This window comes from Shewanella alkalitolerans, assembly GCF_019457575.1.
GTDB lineage: Bacteria > Pseudomonadota > Gammaproteobacteria > Enterobacterales > Shewanellaceae > Shewanella > Shewanella loihica.
This window is the reverse complement of sequence record NZ_CP080422.1, coordinates 1,971,106-1,996,590: the sequence shown is the minus strand read 5'-3', so window position 1 is coordinate 1,996,590 and position 25,485 is coordinate 1,971,106. Positions and strand designations below refer to the sequence as shown.

At 54.3% G+C, this 25,485-nt stretch carries 20 protein-coding genes; 8 read left to right on the top strand and 12 right to left on the bottom strand.

Translation table 11 applies throughout. The features are described from left to right. Positions 1–6: 6 nt before the first annotated feature. From K0J45_RS09000 to trhO, 3 genes are all read right to left on the bottom strand, one after another. A complete protein-coding gene (locus tag K0J45_RS09000) occupies positions 7–1,065 on the bottom strand; it encodes an HlyD family secretion protein (protein ID WP_220045026.1) in 1,059 nt (352 codons plus the stop codon). A 5-nt stretch (positions 1,066–1,070) separates the two neighbouring features. Further along, positions 1,071–1,550 (bottom strand): MarR family transcriptional regulator, encoded by a 480-nt coding sequence (locus K0J45_RS08995; protein WP_220045025.1) that lies wholly within the window; start codon positions 1,548–1,550, stop codon positions 1,071–1,073. Between the two features lie 697 nt (positions 1,551–2,247). Continuing rightward, positions 2,248–3,228: an oxygen-dependent tRNA uridine(34) hydroxylase TrhO gene (gene trhO, locus K0J45_RS08990; RefSeq protein ID WP_220045024.1), complete on the bottom strand. Its 981-nt coding sequence runs from the start codon at positions 3,226–3,228 to the stop codon at positions 2,248–2,250. Between the two features lie 321 nt (positions 3,229–3,549). Here trhO and K0J45_RS08985 point away from each other — a divergent pair, with 321 nt between their 5' ends. Next, a complete protein-coding gene (locus K0J45_RS08985) occupies positions 3,550–4,233 on the top strand; it encodes a glutathione S-transferase (protein ID WP_220045023.1) in 684 nt (227 codons plus the stop codon). 77 nt (positions 4,234–4,310) lie between these two features. On the opposite strand, the gene K0J45_RS08980 is transcribed toward K0J45_RS08985, so the two are convergent. Further along, positions 4,311–6,194, bottom strand: coding sequence for a choice-of-anchor I family protein (locus tag K0J45_RS08980; RefSeq protein WP_220045022.1), 1,884 nt, complete (start codon positions 6,192–6,194; stop codon positions 4,311–4,313). A 231-nt stretch (positions 6,195–6,425) separates the two neighbouring features. Between K0J45_RS08980 and K0J45_RS08975 the strand changes: the two genes are divergently transcribed. The 4 genes from K0J45_RS08975 (at position 6,426) to ilvN (ending at position 11,410) form a co-directional block, all read left to right on the top strand. Beyond that, positions 6,426–7,313: a class II glutamine amidotransferase gene (locus K0J45_RS08975; RefSeq protein ID WP_220045021.1), complete on the top strand. Its 888-nt coding sequence runs from the start codon at positions 6,426–6,428 to the stop codon at positions 7,311–7,313. Between the two features lie 204 nt (positions 7,314–7,517). Then, on the top strand, positions 7,518–8,741 hold the full coding sequence (locus tag K0J45_RS08970) for a multidrug effflux MFS transporter (RefSeq protein WP_220045020.1): 1,224 nt from the start codon (positions 7,518–7,520) through the stop codon (positions 8,739–8,741). Positions 8,742–9,194: 453 nt separating this feature from the next. Next, complete coding sequence (locus K0J45_RS08965; RefSeq protein WP_011865574.1) at positions 9,195–10,916, top strand: acetolactate synthase 3 large subunit; 1,722 nt, start codon at positions 9,195–9,197, stop codon at positions 10,914–10,916. Next, the gene (ilvN, locus tag K0J45_RS08960; protein ID WP_011865573.1) at positions 10,916–11,410 is read left to right on the top strand and encodes an acetolactate synthase small subunit; all 495 of its coding nucleotides are present in this window, start codon (positions 10,916–10,918) and stop codon (positions 11,408–11,410) included. The genes K0J45_RS08965 and ilvN overlap by 1 nt, the downstream gene beginning before the upstream one ends. Positions 11,411–11,556: 146 nt before the next feature. On the opposite strand, the gene K0J45_RS08955 is transcribed toward ilvN, so the two are convergent. After that, positions 11,557–12,054 carry an excinuclease gene (locus K0J45_RS08955; protein ID WP_220045019.1) on the bottom strand — a complete coding sequence of 166 codons (498 nt, stop codon included), beginning with the start codon at positions 12,052–12,054 and terminating at the stop codon, positions 11,557–11,559. A 301-nt stretch (positions 12,055–12,355) separates the two neighbouring features. Between K0J45_RS08955 and K0J45_RS08950 the strand changes: the two genes are divergently transcribed. Further along, complete coding sequence (locus K0J45_RS08950; RefSeq protein WP_220045018.1) at positions 12,356–13,276, top strand: LysR family transcriptional regulator; 921 nt, start codon at positions 12,356–12,358, stop codon at positions 13,274–13,276. Between the two features lie 99 nt (positions 13,277–13,375). Here K0J45_RS08950 and K0J45_RS08945 read toward each other — a convergent pair whose 3' ends face one another. From K0J45_RS08945 to K0J45_RS08915, 7 genes are all read right to left on the bottom strand, one after another. Further along, complete coding sequence (locus tag K0J45_RS08945; RefSeq protein ID WP_011865570.1) at positions 13,376–13,963, bottom strand: cytochrome c3 family protein; 588 nt, start codon at positions 13,961–13,963, stop codon at positions 13,376–13,378. 10 nt (positions 13,964–13,973) lie between these two features. Beyond that, positions 13,974–14,453, bottom strand: coding sequence for a nitrate reductase cytochrome c-type subunit (locus tag K0J45_RS08940; RefSeq protein WP_011865569.1), 480 nt, complete (start codon positions 14,451–14,453; stop codon positions 13,974–13,976). Positions 14,454–14,464: 11 nt separating this feature from the next. After that, positions 14,465–16,954 (bottom strand): nitrate reductase catalytic subunit NapA, encoded by a 2,490-nt coding sequence (napA, locus tag K0J45_RS08935; protein ID WP_220045261.1) that lies wholly within the window; start codon positions 16,952–16,954, stop codon positions 14,465–14,467. Between the two features lie 2 nt (positions 16,955–16,956). Next, positions 16,957–17,214, bottom strand: coding sequence for a chaperone NapD (locus K0J45_RS08930; protein ID WP_041406610.1), 258 nt, complete (start codon positions 17,212–17,214; stop codon positions 16,957–16,959). Between the two features lie 39 nt (positions 17,215–17,253). Continuing rightward, positions 17,254–17,412, bottom strand: coding sequence for a nitrate reductase (locus K0J45_RS08925; RefSeq protein WP_011865566.1), 159 nt, complete (start codon positions 17,410–17,412; stop codon positions 17,254–17,256). 418 nt (positions 17,413–17,830) lie between these two features. Then, positions 17,831–21,718 (bottom strand): ATP-dependent RNA helicase HrpA, encoded by a 3,888-nt coding sequence (gene hrpA / locus K0J45_RS08920; protein WP_220045017.1) that lies wholly within the window; start codon positions 21,716–21,718, stop codon positions 17,831–17,833. Positions 21,719–21,874: 156 nt separating this feature from the next. Further along, positions 21,875–22,291 (bottom strand): CBS domain-containing protein, encoded by a 417-nt coding sequence (locus K0J45_RS08915; RefSeq protein WP_011865564.1) that lies wholly within the window; start codon positions 22,289–22,291, stop codon positions 21,875–21,877. 342 nt (positions 22,292–22,633) lie between these two features. Between K0J45_RS08915 and hyaA the strand changes: the two genes are divergently transcribed. Both hyaA and hyaB read left to right on the top strand, forming a co-directional pair. Beyond that, entirely contained in the window at positions 22,634–23,770 is a 1,137-nt protein-coding gene (gene hyaA, locus K0J45_RS08910; RefSeq protein ID WP_011865563.1) for a nickel-dependent hydrogenase small subunit, read from the top strand. Between the two features lie 4 nt (positions 23,771–23,774). Continuing rightward, the gene (gene hyaB / locus K0J45_RS08905; RefSeq protein ID WP_220045016.1) at positions 23,775–25,481 is read left to right on the top strand and encodes a nickel-dependent hydrogenase large subunit; all 1,707 of its coding nucleotides are present in this window, start codon (positions 23,775–23,777) and stop codon (positions 25,479–25,481) included. Positions 25,482–25,485 lie beyond the last annotated feature (4 nt).

Sequence of the window (25,485 nt, the reverse complement as noted above, 5' to 3'; positions counted from 1 at the left end):
TCGCCCCTAGTAGATGTAATGCAGCAGGCTGATGAACTTGATCTGCACCTTGGCAAACAGCTCATAGACAACATTGCTTGGCTGAAGCTGCACGGTTGCCTTGGCGCCGGCCGGCAGGGTTATGGCCACATCGGGGGCCAGCTCCAGGTGAAGACGGAAACGCTGGGCATCTCGCACCCAACGATTTGACTCGGTTGGAGTCGCAAGACGTCCATTGGCATCGAACTGGGCCTGACTCACACCGGCATCGACACTGCTGACGCTCGCCTGAAACAGCTCACCTGGGCGACCGTCGAAGGCCACCAGCGCGGTCGCGCCTGGGGCGATGTGGCGCAGGTTCTTCTCACGAAAATCGGCGATCACATCCACATTATCCAGCAGCAGCGCCATGACGGGCGTCGACTGATTCACCATGTTGCCCGAGGCTAGCTGCACGTTGGTGACCACACCATCGTGTTCGGCGCGGATCTGGGTATAACTCAGGGCCAATGTTGCCTGAGACAGACGATTCTTGGCCTGACGCAGCTTGAGGTTATCCTCGCCCGGTAAGCCCCTCAGGGTCTGTACCTTAGCCAGCTGCGCCTTGGCGGCCAGCAACTGTGAGCGACTGGCTTTCACCTCAGTTTGGGCCTGATCGATCATCTGCTGCGACACGCTCTGATTGGCATAGAGTGATTGAATACGTTTGGCCTCACGCTGCTTGAGTGCGTAGGCGATCTCCTTGGCGTTCACCTCGGCAGTCGCGGCGGCAATCGCCGCATCCAACTCGGCGTTATCTTGTCTCGCCTGCTCCAGGGCCAACTCGGCCTGCTCCTGGGCCAGCAAGAAAGGGGTGGCATCTAGGCTAAACAGCAGATCGCCCTGCTGCACCTTCTGGTTATTCGCGACCTGTACCGAGATTACTCGGCCACTCACCTGAGGCGCAACCTGGGTAATGGTGCGCGTCGCCATCGCCTGGGTGGTCAGCGGCATCTTAAGGTCGGCCACCAGGAAATAACCAAACAGCAGGATGAAGCCGATGCTGGCAAACTTAACTAAACGGGCAAATTGCTGATCCGGTGTCATGCTTTCTACTTTTCCTCTTTATCTGTGGCGGTGGGGTGTAATTTCTTTACGGCGTTTTCGCTGATGCGGTTGAGCACAAATTCGAACGCCTCCAGCTGCTCTGGGCTAACGCCCTCATAAAGCTCGGCGCGCAGATCGATAATGCGCTGACGGATGAAGGCCAGCAGATCCAGGCCGGCCTGGGCCAGGGAGACGCGCCGCACCCGCTTGTCATGCTCGCAGCAGTGACGCTCGATAAGGGCCTGCTGCTCCAGCTGACTCAGGGTGCGCATCAGGGACGCCAACTCTATCTCGAGGGCGTCTGCAAGATCCTTCTGACTGGTCTGCTGGCCCATGCGATAGAGCTTCCAAAGCACACTCCAGCGGCTGTGGGTCAAGCCCAATGGGGCAAGCTCGGCATCGGCGACCATGCGCCATAGTCTTGCGAGCCTGGCGACTCGCTCAGCATTGGACGATTCGGCCCAATCTCGATTTTCTGCAGTCATCTTGATCCTCATTGCTAGGTAGCGACACCCGACAAATTACTTAGCATGCTAAGTATTATATTTATTTAGCAGGCTAAGTAAATGGCGAAATGAAAATAAATTACATCCAGGGTCTGCATCGCCTGGCGCCCTCACCCACTTAGAAGCCTAAAAATAATGAATTAGGTGAGTTTTGGGGAAATGCGTACAAACAGAATATGAGAGGTAGAGAAACGAGGAGAAAGGGTAGGAACTTAATATAAATAATTGAAATTTATTAATTATAGCGGATTTTATGGGATGTTTTTTAGAAGAAAATACCGACACAGGGTTAACGGAAAAGGACCAGTTCGCTGTTAGCCGTCTGCACCTAACACGTCTACACACTTTACCCCGCACGATATGCCCCCTATAAGTAGGAGGTTCAGGGCAACTAGCTCAAACGCAGCTACTGACTTCTCTTCTACTCACCAGGAATCATTAGACAAAACGCGGCCAATAAAAAAGCGAGCATTGCATAACACAACACTCGCCTTTGCTTCTTACTCTGAATACATTGGCTCAGACTCTAAAAACTGAAAGGCTATCTACATCCTCGCCAATACTGCTCATCAAGCAGACAGGTCGCCCGATGCAACTCATCTCTAGCAGCCCTTTAAGTATAGAAGCTGTTCTGGCTTTTCGCCCAAACAATCGTGCAGATATCAGCGCCGACCAGTTAGCCTTCCTGGTGCTGGCGCTGTTTGCGCTCGACCTTGTCCTGACGGCGCGCCTCGATCACCTGCTTCACATCGCTGCCGATATGGCTCTCGCCGCGTGACTTAGCCAGTTGCACCTGACGCTCACGCTCGACGAAACGCTTGCGCTGCTTGTCAGACAACTTGTCTATGCAGTGTGGGCAGCTTACGCCCTGCACATAATGCTCGCTTTGTTTGTCTTCTTCGGTAATAGGCAGACGACAGGCATTACACTGGTCGTACTGTCCCTTTTCCAGCTGATGGTTGACCGACACGCGATTGTCGAACACGAAACACTCGCCTTCCCAGAGACTCTCCTCGGACTTAACCTCTTCCAGATACTTAAGCACGCCGCCTTCTAAGTGATACACCTCATCGAACCCCTGCTCTTTGAGGTAGGCGGTGGATTTCTCGCAGCGAATGCCACCGGTGCAGAACATGGCAACCTTCTTGTGTTGTTTAGGATCCAGATTCTGCTTCACATAATCGGGAAACTCTCTGAAGGTCTGGGTCTTAGGGTCAACCGCATTCTTGAAGGTGCCTATGTTGACCTCATAGTCGTTACGGGTGTCAATCAGCAGCACCTCGGGATCTGAGATCAGCTTGTTCCAGTCCTTAGGCTTCACATAAGTGCCCACCACCTTGCGGGGATCTATGCCTTCGACCCCCATGGTGACTATCTCTTTCTTCAGTTTGACCTTAGTGCGATAGAAAGGCATCTCATCGTCGAATGACAGCTTGTAGACGATATTATCCAGCCCTGGCTGGGCGTCTAACCAGGCCAGTAGACTATCGATCCCCGCCTGACTACCGGCGACCGTACCGTTAATCCCTTCGCTGGCCAGCAGCAAAGTTCCTTTGATCTCTAAAGATTCCATCTCCTTCAGCAACGGCTGCTGCAGGGCTTCGAAGGCCGGCAGGGAGACAAATTTATATAACGCACAAACAACAAACTGAGACATATCAACCTCTTAAACTGCTCGCTGAGGCTTAATCCCCAGTGCATGGATAGGCGCGCTCACAACCTAAGTATGAACCTCAGAATAAACCCAAGCATGAAGCTGAGAATAAACCTAAGTATCAACCTAAGCATGACCATAAGTGACTTAGCGCGCAAAATGGAGGCGAATTCTACCTAAATCACAGTTAAACAAACAGGCAGAAAAAGTAAGGGTATTTTATTACCCCTTGCGCGGTCGCCTGCTCAATAAGACGAAAAGCCATTCGGGGTTGCGATTTCGCGCAAAGCCATGAAGAATAGCGCCAGCAATCAAGGAGACCCCATGGCCTACCCCATATTATATTCGTTTCGTCGCTGCCCCTATGCCATGCGCGCCCGTCTGGGCCTCTTTCTCGCTGGCCAGGAGGTGGAGCTCAGAGAGATAGTGCTCAAACATAAGCCCGAGCCCATGTTAGCGGCCAGCCCCAAGGGCACTGTACCTGTGCTTATCCTAGAAGATGGTAGCGTGATCGACGAGAGCCTGTCGATAATGCTATGGGCGCTCGGTAAGAAGGCCAAAGAGGGAGATCAGAAGGGAGATGATAAAACAGCGGCGCTGCTTCTCAGCCTTGAGCCTGACCTGCAACAAGCCGCCATGGCGCTGATCACTGAAAACGACAATGAATTTAAGCCCTGGCTGGATAAGTATAAGTACGCCGATCGCCATCCAGAGCAGACGCAAGAAGACTATCGTGCCCAGGGCGAGCGCTTTATCGCCAGGCTGGAAGCCAGGCTGAACGAACACGCCCAGCTGATGGCAGACGTTACAACCGTCGCCGACTATGCCATCTTCCCCTTCGTGCGCCAGTTTGCCCACGTGGATAATACCTGGTGGCAACACGCCCCCTACCCTAAGGTGCGCGCATGGCTCGCCAATCATATCGATAGCCCAGCCTTTACCGCCATCATGAAGAAATACCCCACCTGGCTTGACAGCGGTGAGAGCTTTTCCCTGCTAGAGAACTAACTGCAAGCGAGTTAGTCTGATGTGAAAAAGGCGCCCTCAGGGCGCCTTTTTCCTTCCTTATCGTGCTATGCCGAATTTCACTGCAGCGACAGCTGATACACGCTGGTGCTGCCGCTCACCTCATTGCCTATGATCAGCAGCGGCTTACCGTTCGGGCTGTCGGCCGCGGCCACAAAGCTCATCCCTTCAGGGCCGAGATCCCCCGCCGCCTCAGGCGAACCTGTGATGTCGCTGCCATCAATCTCGAAGCCGACCTCGAAATCACGATTGACCACATAGTCTACAAACTTCACCGCAAACGGATTAGTGATCTCATAGATCATGAAACCTGAGGTGCGCTCCAGGCCGATGAAGGCGTAGCGCTTACCCTCAATCTCACCAATCGCCAGCGCCTCGGGCTCGGCGCCCTTATCGTCGCTGCGGCTGTCGCCCTTGTTCTCTTCGTTATTGTTGTTGAAGTTCATCCCCAGCAGCGCTGCCGTGATGCGGGAGAAATCGCTGCCACTGTCAAACACCTGCTGACCGTTTTGATCCCAGATAGAGAATGAGCGACCGCCGTAGGCCACTATCTTGTCGAAGTCACCATCACCATCTTCATCCCCCATTGAGGTAGTTACCTTGAGGCGCGCCAGTTGCGTCTTGTCCTGGGCCGCGGCAAACTGCGGATGGTTAGCATCGAGCATGAGGTCGCCGGCGCGGGCCTCTTCGGAGAAGCCGCCATAGTCGCGAGAGTCCCCCTCGTTGGCCGTCACCACAAAGTCGCTGCCATGCCACTGGTAGCTGGCAATCGTATCGGGCTGATACAAGCCAACCACGCTCGGATAGGCCTGAATATTGACCCTGTCATCCTTGTCGCTGGCATCGATCGCATTCTTCGCTAAACCAAAATCCTTAAAGCCAAGGGGCCAGATGGCCTTGACCGCTTTGCTTGGAATGTCGATCACCGCGATGGCGTTGTTTTCCTGCAGGCTGACATAGGCGAGCTTATCGTCTGGCGATACGCTGATATATTCAGGCTCTAAGTCTTGCGCGCGGCTGGTACCAGGGCCGTTAATCTTGATGTCGCTCGACAGCTCGGATTCGCGCGCGCCGCCCAGATTAAAGTCGCTAAAATCCAGTAAGGTCGCGCTGGTCGCCGGCATGCCATCGGTCACGGCTATGATGGCCACCGTGCCTAGCGGATCGACGCTGTAGTCATCGCTGGGTTCACCTTCGCCGGCCGCCAATACTTGCTTGCCATCATGGCTAAATACGACATTGTCTGGCAGCGCACCGACCTCAACACCATGAATAAGGCTGGCTTCACCGGCGCTATCGATGCGATAGAAGGCAACATAACCCATTCCCTGCTTGCTGTTACCCGCCTCATCGCCGCGCTCTATGGCCACCGCCAGCAAATCGCCATGAATAGCTAGGCTATTGACGCCGCCAAGACGAGCCAGGCCAAGATCTTGCGCCACATCCAGCACTGCCAGCTTAGGCAGGTTATTGAGCACCAGGGCATCGCTGCCTGCTACCGGGCTGGCGGTTAAGTTGGCCGCATCGATGATATCTACCTTGCCGCTCTGGGCGTTTACCACGAAGATACGTTTGCTCGCCACATGAAAACCGACGATCTCGGCAGCGCTCTGACCATAAACGCCGGACTCATAACGGCCCACCAGCTCGGCGCTTAGCCCAGATACCGTCTCACGGCAAAGGTATTGAGTCTGCTCGGCGTTAACTTCCTCGCTGTCCAGCACGCCGTTGCCATTGAGATCCAGGCCTGTCTGTATCATCTGTCCACCGAGTGGACACTCAAGGTCGCCCGCAGGCAGCTGGGTAAATGCAACCAGGCTACTCGCGCCGTTTGCGCCATTGCTGCCATTTGCACCATCTTTGCCGTCATCGCCGCTGCAGGCCGTCAGACCCAAAGTTGCCACGACCACAGCTATCGCCGTTTTTTTCATCTTGTTGTTCATTGCCTAATCCTTTTGCTTGCCCTGAGTACGCCTAAGTAAGAACCGCCAAGAGGCGGATAAATAGGCTATAAATTGCGCTAAGCTAAGGCGGAGATAAGACGAATTCATGACGTGAAGGTGACAGTTTAACGACAGGCAAGGGGAAAATTAGCTTGGGACGTAAATTTCCCTTTGTCGCCCACGCGATTCGCGCTAAATTTTGAGTCGGTATGATTTCGGATAGATGAGTCCATGTGCAGATTTTTAACCTATAGCGGCCCCAAGGCGCTGATGTCCCCCCTGATCTTTAAGGCCTCCAACTCGCTGGTGATGCAGAGCAAATACGCCCAGAAACGTAAGGTGCCCACCAACGCCGACGGCTTTGGCCTGGGCTGGTATCCTACCCAGGATGATCCTATCCCGGCCACCTTCGTTAACGTGGATCCCGCATGGAGTAACCGTAATCTCAAGATGATCGCCGAGAAGGTAGAGACCCAGCATTATTTTGCCCACGTGCGCGATGCCTCCAAGGGGATGCCGGTCAGTCAGGCCAACTGCCACCCTTTCTCATGCATGCACTACCTCTGGATGCACAACGGCCGCCTGGATCAGTTCGATAAGTTTCGTCGTCAGCTGCTCAATCAGCTCTCAGATCGCGCCTTTGCCTTGATCAAGGGCAACACGGACTCTGAATATGCCTTCGCCCTCTTCATGGACAAGCTGGAATTTGCCGAGCAGGCCAGTCTAAGTCAGCTGGAAAACGCGATGGAGGCGACCATCACCTGCATCATGCGCCTACGCAAGGCCGCGGGCGCCGACACCAACGCCTTCATCAACTTTGCGGTGACAGATGGTAAACACACAGTCGTCACCCGTTTCGCCACGCTTGAGGGAGTTAAACCCGCCTCACTCTTCTTCGGTCGCGGCAAGGTTAACGAATGCCAGGAGGGGATCGAATTTATCCCCCACACGGAAGCAGTTCAGGGCGGTGATCAGGCCTGCATCATCATCTGCTCGGAGCCGCCAACGGATCAGAGTGAGCACTGGACCAAGGTGGAGCGCAACCACATAGTGAGCGCCATAGGCAACGAGCGGGTGAGTCAGCGCAAGCTGGACCTGCCATTTCAGTCCGAGCTTTAACCCAGTTTAGATGACTCGCTAGCGGGCCTAGTCCGCCTAGCAAGGTTTTGTTACAAATCGGCTCGCCTTGCATTAGCCTAAGCGCAATAAAGCATTGGCCAAGGCGAGGCGAGATCCCGTACAATCGTTCTTCTCCCAGATAACATCCCCATCACCTGTTATCACCCCCACAAATTGTCTTAAATTCGGTCACAAGAGGTATGAGTGAACAAAGCGTCGATCCCGTCATCTGAGCTTAGCCAACCCCAGGGCATCCCCAATCTGGCCCTGTTGATCCCCATGTTATCGGCCATAGTCGCCATCACGCCGCTGGCGATCGACATGTACCTGCCGGCCATGTCGACCCTGGCCAGCAGCTTCAACTCCAGCGTCACCACTGTGCAGCAGTCGCTGAGTCTCTATCTGGCGGGCTATGCCCTTGGCATGCTCACCTTCGGCCCCATCGCCGACCGCATCGGCCGCCGCCCCTTGGTGCTGCTTGGCTTAACCGGCTTTGGTTTGATCAGCCTGGCACTGGCCTTCGTCACTAGCGTGGAGGTGTTTCTGGGGCTGAGATTTCTGCAGGCATTCATCGGCGCAGCCGCCACAGTGGTGGTGCCCGGCTACATCAAGGAGGTCTATGGCAAGAACACCGCCAAGGGGATGTCCTATGTCAGCCTGATCATGATGCTGGCGCCGCTCATCGCCCCCACCATGGGCAGCCTGATCCTCGAGCTGGGCGAGTGGCACCTGATCTTCTTCATCTTAGCCTGTTACGCCAGCTTGCTGCTCATCCTGGTACTGACCAAGCTAAGAATGCCCAGCGATTCGCAAACCGAGGCTCGCAGTCAGCGGTCATTCTTCGGCGCCTATGCCGTGGTGTTTACCAAACCCGGCGTTAAGCTGCATATCGCCAGCGGCGTGATGACCTCGTTTGCCTTTTTCTGCTACCTCACCGCCTCACCGTTCGTCTACATGGAGGTGTTTGGTCTGGATAAGAGCCTGTTTGCCATCCTCTTTAGCACCAATGTCGGCGCCCTGATGCTGGCCAACGTGATCAACAGCCGCATCGTGGTCAAGTATGGCTCACGCCGCATGCTCAAGGTGGCCACCCTACTGGCGGCCGTCGCCGGCATCGGCTTATTAAGCGTTAACCTGCTGGGACTTAGCTATCACTTTACCGTGGCGGCGCTCATCCCCTTCATGGGGTTCCTGGGCGTAATGTCGGTCAATGCCGACGCCATAGTCTTGATGAAGTTTCAGCAGGAGACTGGCACGGCGACGGCGGTGATAGGCACGCTAAGATTTGGCTTTGGCGCCCTGGCGGGCCCTCTGTTGGCGCTCTTCTACACAGGGACAGCTGTGCCCTTCTCGGCGCTCATGCTTGGCGCCGTGCTGCTGGTCGGCCTATGCCAGTTCCTGGCGCATTCACAGCAAAGACAGGGCTAACGGTGCTGATACGTCAATTACCGCATTAACTTGCCACACTTACGTTAGATTCACCGTCAAGCTCGCCATTAGCTTGAACTCTAAGATAACCGCCGCCCGGTGACTCAATTGGGCGGCGATGCCATAAAATAACCTTCTGAGACTAAAGTCTACATCGCCCGATTAAAGATTAATGACGGCGCTCAAATCCCATCAAACCGCCACTTAGGCCAACGGCTATCTCACCTCGAACGTGAGTTTTGCTCAACTTGGCAAACTTTGCTGATAAAAGGCTTGAATTCATTCATCTATTGAATATGATGAAATTCTGTTCATTGGCAACAGTCACCCCAAGCCGACCGCTTTCGGGTGAAGCGCGAGTCTGGATTACCCTCCAGACTCTATGTTTAGAGCGATTACCGTCGCTGTATCAAGATACTGCATACCGTCGCGGTAACTTAAGAGGGATCACCAATGGAAAAACTTTCCGGCGCCAGCATGATCGTCCGATCATTAATCGATGAAGGCGTTAAACACATTTTCGGCTATCCAGGTGGCTCGGTACTCGATATTTACGATGCCCTGCACCAAAAATCCGGTATAGAACATATTCTCGTACGCCACGAGCAGGCGGCCGTGCACATGGCCGACGGCTATGCCCGCGCCACCGGCAAGGTGGGTGTGGTACTGGTCACCTCGGGCCCAGGTGCCACCAATGCCATCACCGGGATCGCCACCGCCTACATGGACTCTATTCCGCTGGTCGTGCTCTCGGGACAGGTTCCCAGCAACTTAATTGGTAATGATGCCTTCCAGGAATGTGACATGATAGGCATCTCCCGACCCGTGGTGAAACACAGCTTCCTGGTGACAGACGCCAAGGATATTCCTGCCATCATCAAGAAGGCCTTCTACATCGCCTCTACCGGTCGTCCCGGCCCTGTGGTGGTAGACATTCCCAAGGATTGTCTCAACCCACAGATATTGCACGAATACCAATATCCGGATGAGATAAACATGCGTTCCTATAACCCGACGACGACGGGCCATAAGGGACAGATCCGCCGCGGCCTACAGGCCCTGTTAAAGGCCAAGAAACCGGTACTCTATGTGGGCGGCGGCGCAGTGATCTCGGGCGCAGACCAGCAGATCCTTAAACTGTCTGACAGACTCGGCCTGCCGGTGGTCAGCACCCTAATGGGGCTGGGCGCCTTTCCCGGCACTCACGCCAACAGCGTCGGTATGCTCGGCATGCATGGCTGCTATGAGGCCAACATGGCGATGCACAACGCCGACCTTATCTTCGGCATCGGGGTGAGGTTCGACGATCGCACCACCAACAACGTGGAAAAATATTGCCCCAACGCCACCATATTGCATATCGATATCGACCCGTCATCCATCTCCAAGACGGTCAGGGTGGATATCCCCATCGTGGGCTCGGCCGATAGCGTGCTCGATGACATGCTGGCCCTACTTGACGATGAGCCGTCGATGAAAAACGATGAAGGCGCCATCGACTACTGGTGGAGCGAGATCAATCAGTGGCGCAGCCGCAACAGCCTGGCCTATGACAAGAGCAGCGAGCGCATCAAGCCCCAGCAGGTGATCGAGACACTGCACAAGCTGACCAATGGCGATGCCTACGTGGCCTCGGACGTGGGTCAGCATCAGATGTTCGCTGCCCTCTACTACCCCTTCAACAAGCCAAGACGCTGGATCAACTCGGGCGGCCTGGGCACCATGGGCTTTGGCTTGCCAGCCGCCATGGGGGTGAAGATGGCCAAGCCGGACGAGACGGTTATCTGCGTCACCGGCGATGGCTCGATCCAGATGAATATCCAGGAGCTGTCTACCGCGCTGCAATACGATACGCCGGTCAAAATTATCAACTTGAACAACCGTTTCCTCGGTATGGTGAAGCAGTGGCAGGATATGATCTACTCGGGTCGTCACTCCCACTCCTACATGGACTCAGTGCCTAACTTTGCCAAAATCGCCGAGGCCTACGGCCACGTGGGCATGACCATCAGCGACCCGGCCGAGCTGGAAGCCGGGCTCGAGAAGGCCCTTGCCATGAAGGACAAGCTGGTCTTCGTCGACATCAGCGTCGATGAGACGGAGCACGTCTACCCAATGCAGATCCGCGGTGGCGGGATGAATGAAATGTGGCTAAGCAAGACGGAGAAAAGCTAATGCGTCGAATTATTTCTGTATTACTCGAAAACCAACCCGGCGCCCTATCCCGCGTGGTAGGCCTTTTCTCCCAGCGAGGCTACAACATCGAAAGCCTAACGGTGGCGCCGACGGATGATGTCACCCTCTCCAGGCTCAACATTACCCTGGTGGCCGACGAGGCGGTGCTGGAACAGATTGAGAAGCAGCTGCATAAGCTGATCGACATTCTCAAGGTGTCCAACATTACCGAGTCCAGCCATATTGAGCGTGAGCTGGCACTGATCAAGGTGAAAGCCAAGGGCGCGGGTCGTGAGGAGGTGAAGCGCACCGCCGATATCTTCCGCGGTCAGATAGTGGATGTCACCTCTGAGCTCTACACCATTCAGATGGCCGGCACCTCGGATAAACTCGACGCCTTCATCGCCGCCATCGGCGAGGTGACTAAGGTGATTGAGGTCTCCCGCTCAGGTGTGGTCGGTCTGTGCCGCGGCGAAAAGGCGATGCGCGCCTAGCGCATACCCAATCGTTAGCGACTAATCAATAAGCACAAAAAACGCCAGCAACTGCTGGCGTTTTTATTATTTTGAAGGAAAAGACTCAACCCAATAGCCCTAAACCAAGAATCATAACTCAAGACGGGCCTTGGCTATCAACCTAGTTATTTAACGCTTTCGGGACTAACATTCTCAGGATTAGCCGTTTCAGAATTAGCACCCTCGGCCAGCTTAACCACCTCACCGGTCAGCGCCACGCCCGCCATCAGGGCGCCGGCGCCGCACTGGAAGGTCTCTTCGCTCGAGGTCAGGTTGTTCTTATAGTTAGACTTGATATTCACAATGGCGTTACCGCCCTGTTTCAATGCGCTATTTTTAAGGGCGATCATCGCCGATAGGAAGACCCATTCGCAGGCTTCCTGATCTGACTTATTAAACGCATTGGTCTTCTTGTTGGTCTTCAGCTCACCCAGTTTCTGTAGTGGCTCACCATAGGCCTGCTCGCCAAAGTAGAAGCTGACATCACTGCCCAGCTTGGCCTTGGCCGCATCTGAATAAAGCACTGAGGCGATGTTATAATTGCCGACATCATCTCTGGCAAAGGCCAGTGGAGAACATAGGGTCAGAGAGGTCAAACCTACAAGCAGTATCTTTTTCATCATTACAAATTCCGTTGATTTGGCATGAGTTACCCCTCACGCCGCGCACTAGTTCACACTAGCACTTCCATTAACATTACCAGACCGACAGTCCTGTCAGTGTCCAACTTATTTCCCGGCGCGCTAGATTATTGCCAGTCTTGGCATAAAGAGCCAAAGGCAAACGCCGTGGGAATCGCCGAGCATAACCAACTCCATGGCTAAAGGTAAATAGCCAAAGGCAAACTTTGAGATAGGGCTACCTAAAAACCTGCCAGCTGGCTATCATGGCAGCAGTTAACACCATCCACTAACGGAATTCCCATTGAAAGCATTCGACTTTAACCTGCTTCCCCTGCTGGAGGTGTTGCTGGAGGAGCAGAGCGTCACGGCCGCCGCCGAGCGCCTGCATCTGAGCCAATCTGCGGTGAGCAAACAGCTCAATAAGCTCAGAGACTCCTTCGACGACCAGCTGTTCGAGCGCACCGCCCATGGCCTGCGTCCAACCCCCAAGGCTAAACAGCTGGGGCCGGAGATCCGTCAAATATTGAGTCAGGTCTCCTCCCTCACCCGACCCAGCGACTTCGATCCCTCCAAGAGCCACAGACGCTTTCGGCTCGAGTTAGTGGAGACCGCCTACTCACTAACCTATCCACGCTTCATGCCCAAGCTGCTCAAGCAGGCACCTAAGATCACCTTAGACAGCCACACCTGGCATAGCGAGAGCATGGAGCGGCTGCTACGCTGCGATACCGATCTGGGGATCGCCTGCCGGGAATGGGACGAGCGCTCGCTGCAGCATATCAACAACCTGCCCAGCGCCCTGCGCTTCGTCGAGCTGACCCGGGATCACTCCCTCTGTCTGGTGCGCGAGGGTCATCCACTTCTACAAGAGGAGTGGAACCTGAGTACCTTTTTGAAGTATCGCCATCTGCAGGTCACCTTCGGCGGTATCTCCCACTGGCTGCTGGATGATGTGTTGCAGATGAAGCACCTCAAGCGGGACATCGCGGTCAACCTCACCGACTTTAACAGCGCCATGCAGCTATGCGAGCAGAGCGACCTCATCCTCTGCTCGCCCGCCAAATACGCCAAGGTGATGATGGGGCAGTTTAAGCTGGTATCACTGCCAATCCCCACACAGATGGTGCCCGGCACCTATGTGCTGCTTTGGCATAAACATTTCGATCTCGACCCCAGCCATCGCTGGCTCAGGGAGCTGATCATCGACTCGGTGCAATCCTAAGCTTCGAGAAAAAATAAAAAAAAACGCCAGCGAGATGAATGCTGGCGTTTTTACTTGGAGATGGTGTCTTAAGCGCTAATGCCCAACGAGCAGGCTTAACTAGAAGCCTTCGACTCCTTTCATATCAGGTAAGTGGTGAGCAATACCCTTATGACAATCGATACAGGTCTTCTCTCCGCTGGCCAATGATGTGGAGTGCATATTGGCCGCACGTGTCGATTGACGAGTAAAGTCCATGTAGTCGAAATTGTGGCAGTTACGACATTCAAGCGAATCGTTGGCCTTGAGTCGTGCCCATTCATGCTCAGCCAGTTCGCGGCGCTTGGCCTCAAACTTGTCACGCGTGTTGATGGTGCCGAATACCTTGCCCCACACCTCTTTCGAGGCCTGCATCTTACGGGCTATCTTATCTGTCCAGTTGTGAGGCACGTGACAATCCGGACAGGTCGCACGCACACCACTGCGGTTGGTAAAGTGTATCGTCGACTTCAGCTCCTGATACACGTTATTTTCCATCTCGTGACAGCCGATACAGAAGGCTTCCTGGTTGGTGGCTTCCAGGGCGGTGTTGAATCCCCCCCAGAAGATCACCCCCGCGACGAAGCCGCCTAAGGTAAGGAAACCTAAGCTAAAATGCACGCTGGGTTTTCTTAACACCTGCCAGATTTTTTTCAACTTATCTAACATACGGCCGCTCCTAGTGCTTAGCTGCTTCAGCTTTAATCAAGTGGTCGATATCAATAAAGTCATTACCTACCAAGGTTTTTGCATCCAGCTGGGGCACATGGCACTGAGTACAGAAATAGCGACGTGGAGAAAGATCAGCTAAGAAGTTGTTTTCCCTGTCCATGTAGTGGGTCACACTCACCATAGGTGCCTGTGAGTCGCCAACACGCTTACGGGCGTGGCACGACATACACTTATTCACCTTCAGATCTATCTGATAGCCGTCGATCTTATGGGGGATCACCGGCGGCTGCATCGGATAGTTACGCACCTGCTTAACGTCTGTGTTACGCACCTTCTGCATCACAGGCGGCGTCGGGTTAGTGTCGAGCGGCGCCTGCCTGAGGGTGGCAACCTTCTCATCGGGCACGCTGGCAGCCACGCTGCTAAAGGTCGCGCCGACAGAGAGAGTCACCAGAGTCGCCAAGGTTACAAGTTTCAATGATTTCATGGTGATTCTCCTTATGCCTTAACTACTTTAACTGCGCACTTCTTAAAGTCAGTCTGTTTAGACAAAGGATCCGTCGCATCTAGCGTCACCTTGTTAATCAGCTGGCTGGCGTCGAACCAAGGCACAAAGACCAGACCGACAGGCGGCTTGTTACGGCCACGGGTCTCGACACGTGTCTTGATCTCACCACGGCGAGAAACCACCTTCACCTCATCACCGCGACGCAGGCCGCGTTTCTTAGCGTCTTCTGGATGCATGAAGCACACGGCATCCGGGAAGGCGCGGTACAGCTCGGGCACACGCTGGGTCATAGAACCTGAGTGCCAGTGCTCCAGCACACGACCGGTCGATAACCAGAGGTTAAACTCTTCATCTGGCGACTCGGCGGCAGGCTCGTATGGCAGTGCGTAGATAACCGCCTTACCATCTGGCTTACCGTAGAACTGGAAGCCTGTACCTGGTTTCACATAAGGATCGCTGCCTTCGCGGAAGCGCCACTTGGTCTCTTTACCGTTAACCACAGGCCAGCGCAGACCGTGCACCTCATGGTAGGTATCGAAGTCAGCCAAGTCATGGCCATGGCCGCGACCGAAGGTGGCGTACTCTTCAAACAGACCCTTCTGAACATAGTAACCAAAGTGCTTGGCTTCATCGTTCATGTACTTAGGATCGGCCTGCTCCAGTGGGAACTTATCTACGTTACCGTTCTGGTAGAGTACCTGGAACAGCGTCTTGCCCTTGTACTGAGGGTTCGCCTCAAGTACCTCTTTTGGCCAGACTTCGTCTGTAGTGAAGCGCTTAGCGAACTCCATCAACTGCCAGAGATCTGAGCGAGATTCGCCCGGCGCCTTCACCATCTGATGCCAGAACTGAGTACGACGCTCGGCGTTACCATAGGCGCCCTCTTTCTCCACCCACATGGCGGTTGGCAGAATCAGGTCGGCGGCCTGTGTGGTCACCGTTGGGTAGGCGTCAGACACTACGATGAAGTTTTCAGGGTTACGATAGCCAGGTAAGCCCTCTTCGTTCATGTTAGGACCGGCCTGCATGTTGTTGTTTACCTGCACCCAGTAGCAGTTCATGTCACCATCTTTGAGGCGACGGTTCTGCTCTACCGCGTGGTAGCCAGGCTTAGGCGGAATGATGCCATCTGGGATCTTCCAGATCTTCTCGGCAATCTTTCTGTGTTCTGGATTATTCACCACAAGGTCTGCAGGCAGACGATGTGAGAAGGTACCCACTTCACGGGCGGTACCACAGGCAGAGGGTTGACCGGTCAGCGAGAATGGGCTGTTACCCGGCGTTGAGATCTTACCTGTTAGCAGGTGAATGTTATAAATCAGGTTGTTACACCACACACCACGGGTATGTTGGTTGAAGCCCATGGTCCAGAATGAGGTCACCTTGGTATTTGGATCGGCGTAGAGTTTCGCCAGTTCAATCAGCTTATCTTCCGGCACGCCAGAAAGCTTGCTGACAGAGGCCACGTCATAGTCGGCAACGAAGGCCTTAAAGGCGTCAAATTCGATTGGCGTAGACTTGCCTGCCGTCTTAACGTTCTTGGCTTTCTGCTGCAGCGGATGGGTTGGACGCAGGCCGTAGCCGATGTCGGTTTCACCCTTGCGGAAGTTAACGTGCTTGTTGACGAAATCCCAGTTTACCGCATCGTTTTGAATGATGTAGTTGGCAATAAAGTTCAGAATAGCCAGGTCGGTCTGCGGCGTGAAGACGATGCCAAGGTCGGCCAGGTCGAAAGATCTGTGGGTAAAGGTCGATAGCACAGACACCTTAACGTGTGGCGCGCTAAGACGACGGTCGGTGACACGGCTCCAGAGGATAGGGTGCATCTCGGCCATGTTAGAACCCCAGAGCACGAAGGCATCGGCGTTTTCCATGTCATCGTAACAACCCATAGGCTCATCGATACCGAAGGTACGCATGAAGCCACCTACCGCAGAGGCCATACAGTGACGGGCGTTAGGGTCGATGTTGTTAGAGCCAAAACCGGCCTTCATCAGTTTAGAGGCGGCGTAGCCTTCCCATACTGTCCACTGGCCTGAGCCAAACATACCGATGGCGGTTGGGCCCTTCTTCTTGATGGTGTCTTTCCACTTCTCTGCCATGGTATCGAAGGCAGTGTCCCAGCTCACAGGGGTGAACTCGCCATGCTTGTCGTATTTTCCGTTGGTCATACGCAGCATAGGGCTCTGGAGTCTGTCCTTGCCGTACATGATCTTAGACAGGAAGTAACCCTTGATACAGTTCAGGCCACGGTTTACCTCGCTCTCGGCGTCGCCGTGAGTCGCAACCACCTTGCCGTCGCGTGTCGCGACAATGACCGAACAACCTGTACCGCAGAAACGACATGGCGCCTTGTTCCACTCAAGTTTAGTCTGCTCTGAACTGGTAATTAGGTTGCTTGCCGTTGCAGGCAAGGCCAAACCAGCCACTGAGGCAGCGGCCATGGCCGCATTTGCCTTCATAAATTCGCGTCGATTCATCTTCATTTTTCAACCTCTTCAAGCACTTCACTCTGGTGATACACCATGGCTGCGGACAGCACGCCCTCAATCTTGTTGATCGCCTCTATGTCAGCCATCAGGCCCTTCTGGGTCATGCCTTCCAGCACAACAACCAGCTTGACCTCATCGTTTACAGACAACTCAGCATTTTCCATCTTCATGATTGTCTGTCTGACACTCGACATAAATTCAGGCTTAACCTGAACCACTAAACTGGTGACGTGAAGTTCATTGCTCATTGACATTTACACTCTTAATAATTGTTCGAATACAGTGGGTTAACCTGCACCTGGCGGGCCGGTAAATATCTGGCTAAACCAGATAGCGAAGCCCAAACCAGAAACGAGTAACACTGACAGCAGGGGAGCAAGAAAAACGGTTAGAAACACAAATATTTTTAGCTCTAAACTTTTCTCTTCATTAGGTGTGGAACTCATGCATCCTCCAACGGGTCATGCCGGTTTTCATAGCAGATAAAGCAGGCTAGCCAGTGGTTGGTGTGGACCAATCAAACGATAAAACCATACTTTTCTTCCTGTTATTTATGGTATCAATAATTTCTTAACATTCTGTATACCCCTAAATCGGTAAATTCTATGCAGGTTTGATCTGGATCATCCTTTTGTCGCAGATAAAACCCAGATCACCTCTCCTAGACACGTATTTCGATTGAGAAAGCAACAAAATGAATAAATTAGCTATTCATAAACAACTAAAACATAGTCACAAAATGGCGATTTCGTAAGTCAAAATGTGATCTAAATCGTAAAAATATATCGATGGGGGTAGAGGGGGATTTAGTGGGGTAAAAAAAAGCACCCGTTGCGGGTGCTTCTTTAGTCTTTATGACAATAATCAGGCTTCGGCGATGCGGTTGAGGATGCGCTTCTCCGAGATGGGATAGGCGGTACCTAACACCTGGGCGAAACAGGAGACGCGATACTCCTCTATCATCCAGCGAGCCTCTTGCAGCGCCTCGGGCACCGCCGCGCTGCGGGGCACTTTGGCCAGCTGGGCAGCCAGGGTCTGTTGCACATTGTTGATGCTATGCAGGTGTAGGCGGTCACGGTTAGGATCCACGGGAAGCTTATCTAAACGATTATCTATCGCCTTGATATAACGGATTAAATCAGAAAGTCGCTGCCAACCACTCTGCTCGACAAAGCCTTTAAACACCAGGTTATCCAACTGGGTCTGAATGTCACTCATGGCGAAGGCGATATCCAGGCTGATCTTGCCCTTGAGGCGCTTCTTCACCTTCTGATAAAGGGTCAAGATCTCCTCCACCTGCAGGGCGATCTTGGCCGCCGTGGGGTTGAGATCCTGACGCACCACATCTTTAGCCTGGTCGAACTGCTCGGCGCTGCGCACATCTAAGCCCTTCTCATCCAGCAACTGCTGCACCGCCGCCGACAGGATATCGTCGATCAGATACTGCACCTGGCCAAAGGGGTTGAAGTACATGGCCAACTTGGCCTTGTTGGGCAGGGTGTTCTGCAGGTGCTTCACCGGCGATGGCATGTTGAGCAGCAAGAGACGCTGCAAACCCGCCTTGTGGCAGCGGCCGGCCTCATGCTCATCATCAAACAGCTTGATGGCCACGCTATCCTTGTTGTCCACCAGCGCAGGGAAAGCCTTCACCTGGAAGTTCCCCCGCTTCTTCTCATACTGTTTGGGCAGGTCGCCAAAGCTCCACTGGGTCAGCTCACTCTGCTCTATGCCGCTCTCGGCGACGTTGCGAATCGCCTGGGTTACCCTGCCCTGAAGCTTATCTTTTAGCTGCTCAAGCTCCCTGCCCTGTGCAATTAACTTGCCCTTGTCATCTTCCACCTTGAAGTTGATCAGCAGATGGGGCGCGAGCTGCGAGAGGTCGAAATCATCAACCGAGATACGCACGCCGCTCATGCGCAGCAGCTGCTTACACATGGCCTCCAGCAGGCTCATCTCACTACTGCTGTTAGTATTAGCCATCGCCTGCAAGCAGGCCCTGGCATAATCAGGCGCCGGCACGAAGTTACGTCTCAGTGTCTTAGGCAAGGACTTGATCAGCGCGGTGATCTTCTCTTCCCTAAGCCCCGGCACCAACCAGTCGAAGCCCTGGGCCTCTATCTGGTTAAGCAGCGCGACGGGGAGATGCACCGAGACGCCGTCATCAAGATCCGCCGGCTCGAAGTGATAACTCAGCGGCAAGTTAAAGTTGCCCTGATGCCAGTTATCGGGGAAGTCCAGCGCCGAGACATGCTCGTCGCTGCGCTTCATCAGCTGCTCACGTTCAAAGTCCAGCAGATGGGGCTGACGCTTCTTCTCCTGCTTCCACCAGGTCAGCAGCTTAGGGGCGTTGTAGATCCCCTCGGGGATGCGCGTCTCATAGAAATCCACCAGCGCTTGCTCGTCCACCAAGATGTCGCGGCGACGGGACTTATGCTCCAGCGCCTCGATATCGTCGATCAGGGCGCGGTTCTTGACGAAAAACGCCTCCTTGGTGCGCAGCTCACCTTCGGCCAGGGCGCTGCGAATGAAGATCTCGCGGGCCTCCACCGGCTCCACCGGGCCATACTGCACCCGGCGGCGATTGACTATGCTCAGGCCGTAGAGCTGTTGGTTTTCCAGCGCCACCACACTGCCCTGCTTGGCCTCGAAATGGGGCTCTACATAGCTTTTCTTCACCAGATGGCCGGCCAGAGGCTCGACCCATTCCGGCTGTATCTTGGCGCAGCAGCGGGCAAACAACCGTGAGGTCTCTGTCATCTCGGCGGCCATGATCCACTTAGGCCCCTTCTTGGCCAGCGGCGAGCCGGGGAAGACGAAGAACTTGCGGTTGCGCGCCCCCAGATACTCGTTGTCCTTATCCTTGAAGCCGATATGACTCAGCAGACCGGTCAGCAAAGATTTATGCAGCAGCTCATAGTCGGCGGGCTCGCTGTTGAGCTTCCACTTAAGGTCGTGCACCGCTTGTCGAAGCTGAGTATAGAGATCCTGCCATTCTCGCACCCGTAGGTACGCCAGAAACTCCTGCTTACACAGCTTGCGGAACTGACTGGCGGACAGAGCTTTCTGCTGCTCCTTGATGTGATCCCACAGCTTGACCCAGGCGATGAAATCAGAGTCCTTATCGTTGAAGCGTCTGTGTGCCTCATCGGCGGCCTGCTTCTTATCCATTGGGCGCTCGCGGGGATCTTGGATCGACAAGCCTGCGGTGATAACCAATGTCTCATGTAGGCAGCCATATTCTTTGGCCTGTACCACCATGCGCGCCAAGCGCGGATCCACAGGGATACTCGCCAACTGACGTCCAAGGGGCGTAAGTTGCAACTGCCCCTTGTGTTTGCGCACCGACTGTAGCTCTTCCAGCAGCAGGAAACCATCACGGATATATCGGGCATCGGGTGGCTGAATGAAGGGGAAGCCTTCGATGTCGCCAAGGCCGATGGAGAGCATCTGTAAAATGACAGAGGCCAGGTTGGTCCTTAGGATCTCGGGGTCGGTAAACTCGGGGCGGTTGTTAAAGTCCGCCTCATCGTAGAGACGAATACAGATCCCCGGCGCCACACGGCCACAACGGCCCTGACGCTGGTTGGCGCTCGCCTGAGAGATAGGCTCGATCGGCAGGCGCTGCACCTTAGTGCGATAGCTGTAACGGCTGATGCGCGCCGTGCCTGGGTCGATCACATACTTGATGCCGGGAACCGTCAAGGAGGTTTCCGCCACGTTGGTGGCTAGCACGATACGGCGGCCACGGTGGCTCTTGAATACCTTTGACTGCTCACCATAGGAGAGGCGAGCATACAGAGGTAACACCTCGGTATCACGGTACTGCTGCCTGTTGAGCTGGTCCGCTAGGTCGCGGATCTCTCGCTCACCATTGAGGAAGATGAGAATATCCCCCGGCCCTTCGGCCATCAGCTCCTCTACCGCGGCGAAGATGCCATCGGTGAGATCTAAGTCTTCATCCTGCTCGCGAACCAGAGGGCGATAGCGGGTCTCAACCGGATAGGTACGGCCCGAAACCTCGATCACAGGCGCGTTATTGAAATGCTTGGAGAAACGCTCCACGTCTATGGTGGCCGAGGTGATGATCACCTTGAGATCTGGGCGGCGCTTGAGCACGCTCTTGAGGTAACCCAGGATAAAGTCGATATTCAGGCTTCGCTCGTGGGCCTCATCGATAATGATGGTGTCGTACTGATCCAGGTATTTGTCTGAACTCAGTTCCGCCAGCAAGATACCGTCTGTCATCAGCTTGATGTAGGAGGTCGGTTTGATGGCATCGGCGAAACGCACCTTAAAGCCCACCACCTCGCCCAGTGGGCTGTTTAACTCTTCGGCCACACGAGTCGCCACGCTGCGGGCGGCCAGTCGTCTTGGCTGGGTATGACCGATAAGCCCGCGGGTGCCCAGGCCCAGTTCGAGACAGATCTTCGGCAGCTGGGTCGTCTTACCCGAACCTGTCTCACCGGCCACAATTACCACCTGGTTATTGGCGATCGCCTCGGCTATCTCGCCGCGCTTTTGCGATACTGGCAAGGCGTCGGGATAGTTGATCTCGGGGCGATTCTGCCTGCGGCTCTCCACCTTAGCTGCAGCGGCAATTGCCTGCTCTTCTAACTGGGCCAGCGCCTCATCTTTCTGCTCGCCGTTGGCTTGTTTTTTCAGTCGATGGAGGCGGCGCTTGATGCGAGAGGCATCGGCCTGAAAACACTGGTTGAGAAAGGCATGAGACAGGGGGTGACGTGGCGAATTCAAAGGAAAAACCCATATAACAAAACACAAAGCAGGGATCCTACCAAGGAACGCGCCATTTTGATATGGAAAATCGCCTCAAACCGGCGAATTTGTTCACCTGATTATCGGTTGTGCCGTGTGGTGCTTGCCGATAAAAAGGTGAACATAAGCATTGACTTAGGCAGGTTTAAGATAACACTCCTGCATGGAGGTGTTGATCGCCCTCAATACGGCATTTCTGTCTATGATGCCGACCACCCTGCCCTGGTCGATCACAGGATAGATCTTAGGCTTGGGCAGCAGCATCTGCTCGGCCAAACTGATGATGGGCTCATCCTTGCTGACGGTAAGCACATCGGTGCGCATGCAGTCACTCACGTTGGCGGTGAGATCGCAGTGATAGGTACTCTTAAGCATCACGGCTAAACAATCTTGTTGCGACAAAAACCCCACCAAATGACCCTGTGCATCGACCACGGCTGCGCCTAGTTTTTTTTGTGAGAGCAGCTTCTCGACCGCGGCCGCCAGTGTCATGTCTGCCTGTAATAACACCGGCTGGCGATCCATATAATCAACGACTTTCATCGATTCCATATTCTGACTCCTTAATCGTGTCCGCACCTTAAGTGTAATTAAGGTTGGTCTAAAAAGCCGAAGTTTTAACCAACTTTATTTATAAGCATACAAAACAAACATTTATGCAACAGGCATAAAGTTTGAAGCGGATCAAATGCCGCCAAAAAGTGGGACATTTTGACCCATGTTTTTAAATAAACTTGATCCAGCTCATAGCTATAGAAGGTGGAATGCCCTTGCGGATCACAAGGTTTATAAATGTTGACATACATCAACATTCGCACGGAATTTGAGGCCTAAACTAAGTTACTGAATCGTGCCACTACATTTTCGCATCAAAATGAAAACAAAGGGTTAACCATGGACACACATGCCGCCTTATATCAACAAGGCCAAGCACGCCTCGAAGAGTTACGTCGCTTGGCGCCTCGTCATGCTCAGACATTGCAAGACAAGATGGAAGAGCATGGAATCACCCGCCGAGACTTTATGAAATGGAGCGCCGCCGTCACCGCTATGCTGGCGTTGCCGCTTCCCTTTAGCACACTGGTTGCTGAAGCCGCCGAATTGGCGGACCGCGTACCACTGATCTGGTTGCACATGGCCGAATGTACCGGCTGCTCCGAATCTCTGGTACGTGCAGACACCCCTAACCTCGACTCGCTGATCTTCGACCATGTTTCATTGGAATACCATGAAACTCTGATGGCCGCCGCCGGTTGGCAAGCCGAAGAGAACCTGGAACACGCACTGGAAACCTACAAGGGTAACTACCTGCTGGCCGTAGAGGGTGCTATCCCTACCGCCAACAATGGTGCCTTCCTGACCGTTGGCTGTAAGGGTCACACCGGCCTTGAGATCATCAAGCATGCGGCCGAAGGCGCTGCCGCCATCATCTCAGTCGGTACCTGCGCCTCCTTCGGTGGTGTACAGGCCGCCGCCCCTAATCCAACCGGTGCCAAGGGCGTCGATAAGGTAGTGAACAAGACAGTGGTTAACTTAGGTGGCTGCCCACCGAGTGAGAAGAACATTGTTGGCACCCTGATGTATTTCATCATGTTCGGCAAACTGCCTGCGCTGGATATGTTCAACCGTCCTAAGTGGGCCTACGGCGCACGGGTACACGACAACTGTGAACGTCGCGGCCGCTTCGATGCCGGCGAATTTGTCGAGCAGTTTGGCGATGAAGGCGCCAAAGAGGGCTACTGCCTCTATAAAGTGGGATGTAAAGGGCCTTATACCTATAACAACTGCCCCACAGAAAGATTCAATCACCACACCAGTTGGCCGGTACTTGCGGGTCACGGATGTATGGGCTGCTCCGAGCCTAACTTCTGGGACGACATGGCCGACTTTGAAAAACCCCTTGGCAGACAGCTCCTTCATGGGCTGGACGCAACGGCCGATACCGTCGGCGCAGTGATCTTGGGTGCCACAGCTGTAGGTATCGGCGCTCATGCTGTTGCCAGCGTATTTGCCAATTCGAAGGAGGACTAATTCAATGAGCAAACGTGTAGTTATCGACCCTATCACTCGAATCGAAGGCCATCTGCGCATCGAGGTCGAAGTCGACGAAAATAATGTTGTTCAAAAAGCCTGGTCCTCCTCCACCCTTTGGCGTGGCATCGAGGTGATCCTCAAGGGACGCACTCCGATGGATGTGGGCCTTATCGTTCAACGTATCTGTGGTGTCTGTACCTATTCGCACTATCGCTGTGGTACCGAGGCAGTGGAAAACGCCTTAGGGGTGAAGATCCCACTGAACGCCAAGTATCTGCGCTCGCTCATGCAGACCTCGCTCTATATGCATGACCACATAGTGCACTTCTATCACCTCCACGGCCTGGACTGGGTGGATGTGGTCTCTGCGCTGAGTGCCGATCCGGCTGCCGCCGCACAGGTGGCGCTGAAATATACCCACAACCCAATCGCTGCCGGCGAGGGTGAGCTGCGCGCGGTACAAGAGCGCGTCAAGGGCTTCGTCGAAACCGGTAAACTTGGCCCCTTCGCCAACGCTTACTGGGGCAACGGCACCTATAAGTTTACCCCTGAGCAGAACCTAATCGCCCTGTCTCACTACCTCAAGGCACTGGAAGTACAGCGCGTTGCGGCCGAGATGCTGGCCATCTTCGGCGGTAAGCAGCCGCATCCTCAGTCACTGGTAGTTGGTGGCGTTACCTCGGTGCGTGACATGTTAAGCCCTGCCCGTCTGCAGGAGTGGAAACAGAAACACGCCATCGTGGCCGACTTTATCAACCGCGCCTATAAGGCGGATATCGTCATGGCGGCCGAAGCCTTCGGCGGCGAGCCTAGCGTGCTCGGCGGCGTCAACGTGAAGAACTTCCTGGCAACCAACGACTTTGTCCTCGCCGACGGTCAGTACATGTTCGACCAGGGTGTGATCATGAATGGCGATCTGGCCAATGTCACCGACATCAACCCAGATCTGATCAAGGAAGATGTGAGCCACGCCTGGTATGACGCAAGCGAACCACAGCATCCATATGACGGCACCACAATCCCTAACTACACAGGCTTCGTGGAGCGCGACACAGTCTACGGCAAGCTGCCGACACTGGATGGCGACGGCAAGTACAGCTGGGTGAAATCACCTCGCTATCAAGGTGAGCCAGTCGAGGTGGGGCCACTCTCTAGCCTGCTGGTCAGCTATGCCCGCGGCAACAAGGTGGTGGTCGATGCTGTGAACGGTCTACTGGAGGCCACTGGCCTGCCGGTTGAAGCCCTGTTTACTACACTTGGCCGCACCGCGGCGCGCATGCTGCAAACCGTTATCGTGGCCGAGCAGGGTCTTAAGACCTTCGATGCTCTGATCAACAACCTGCTTGTGGATGAGGCGACCTATGTGAAGCCTGAGATCGACCCAAGCAAAGAGTATGTGGGTCACGCCATGATCGAGGCGCCGCGCGGCATGCTCAGCCACTGGATCCGCATCAAAAACGGTCTGGTGGAGAACTATCAGGCTGTGGTACCTACCACCTGGAACGCAGGCCCTGTGGACGCCGCCGGTAAGGTAGGTCCCTATGAGGCATCCCTATTGGGCCTCAAGCTGGAAGACCCAACCAAACCACTGGAAGTGATACGTATCATTCACTCGTTCGACCCATGTATGGCCTGTTCGGTACACGTGATGGACTATAAGGGCCAAGATCTGGGTGAGTTCCGTATCGACCCAAACGGCAATAACTAAGGAG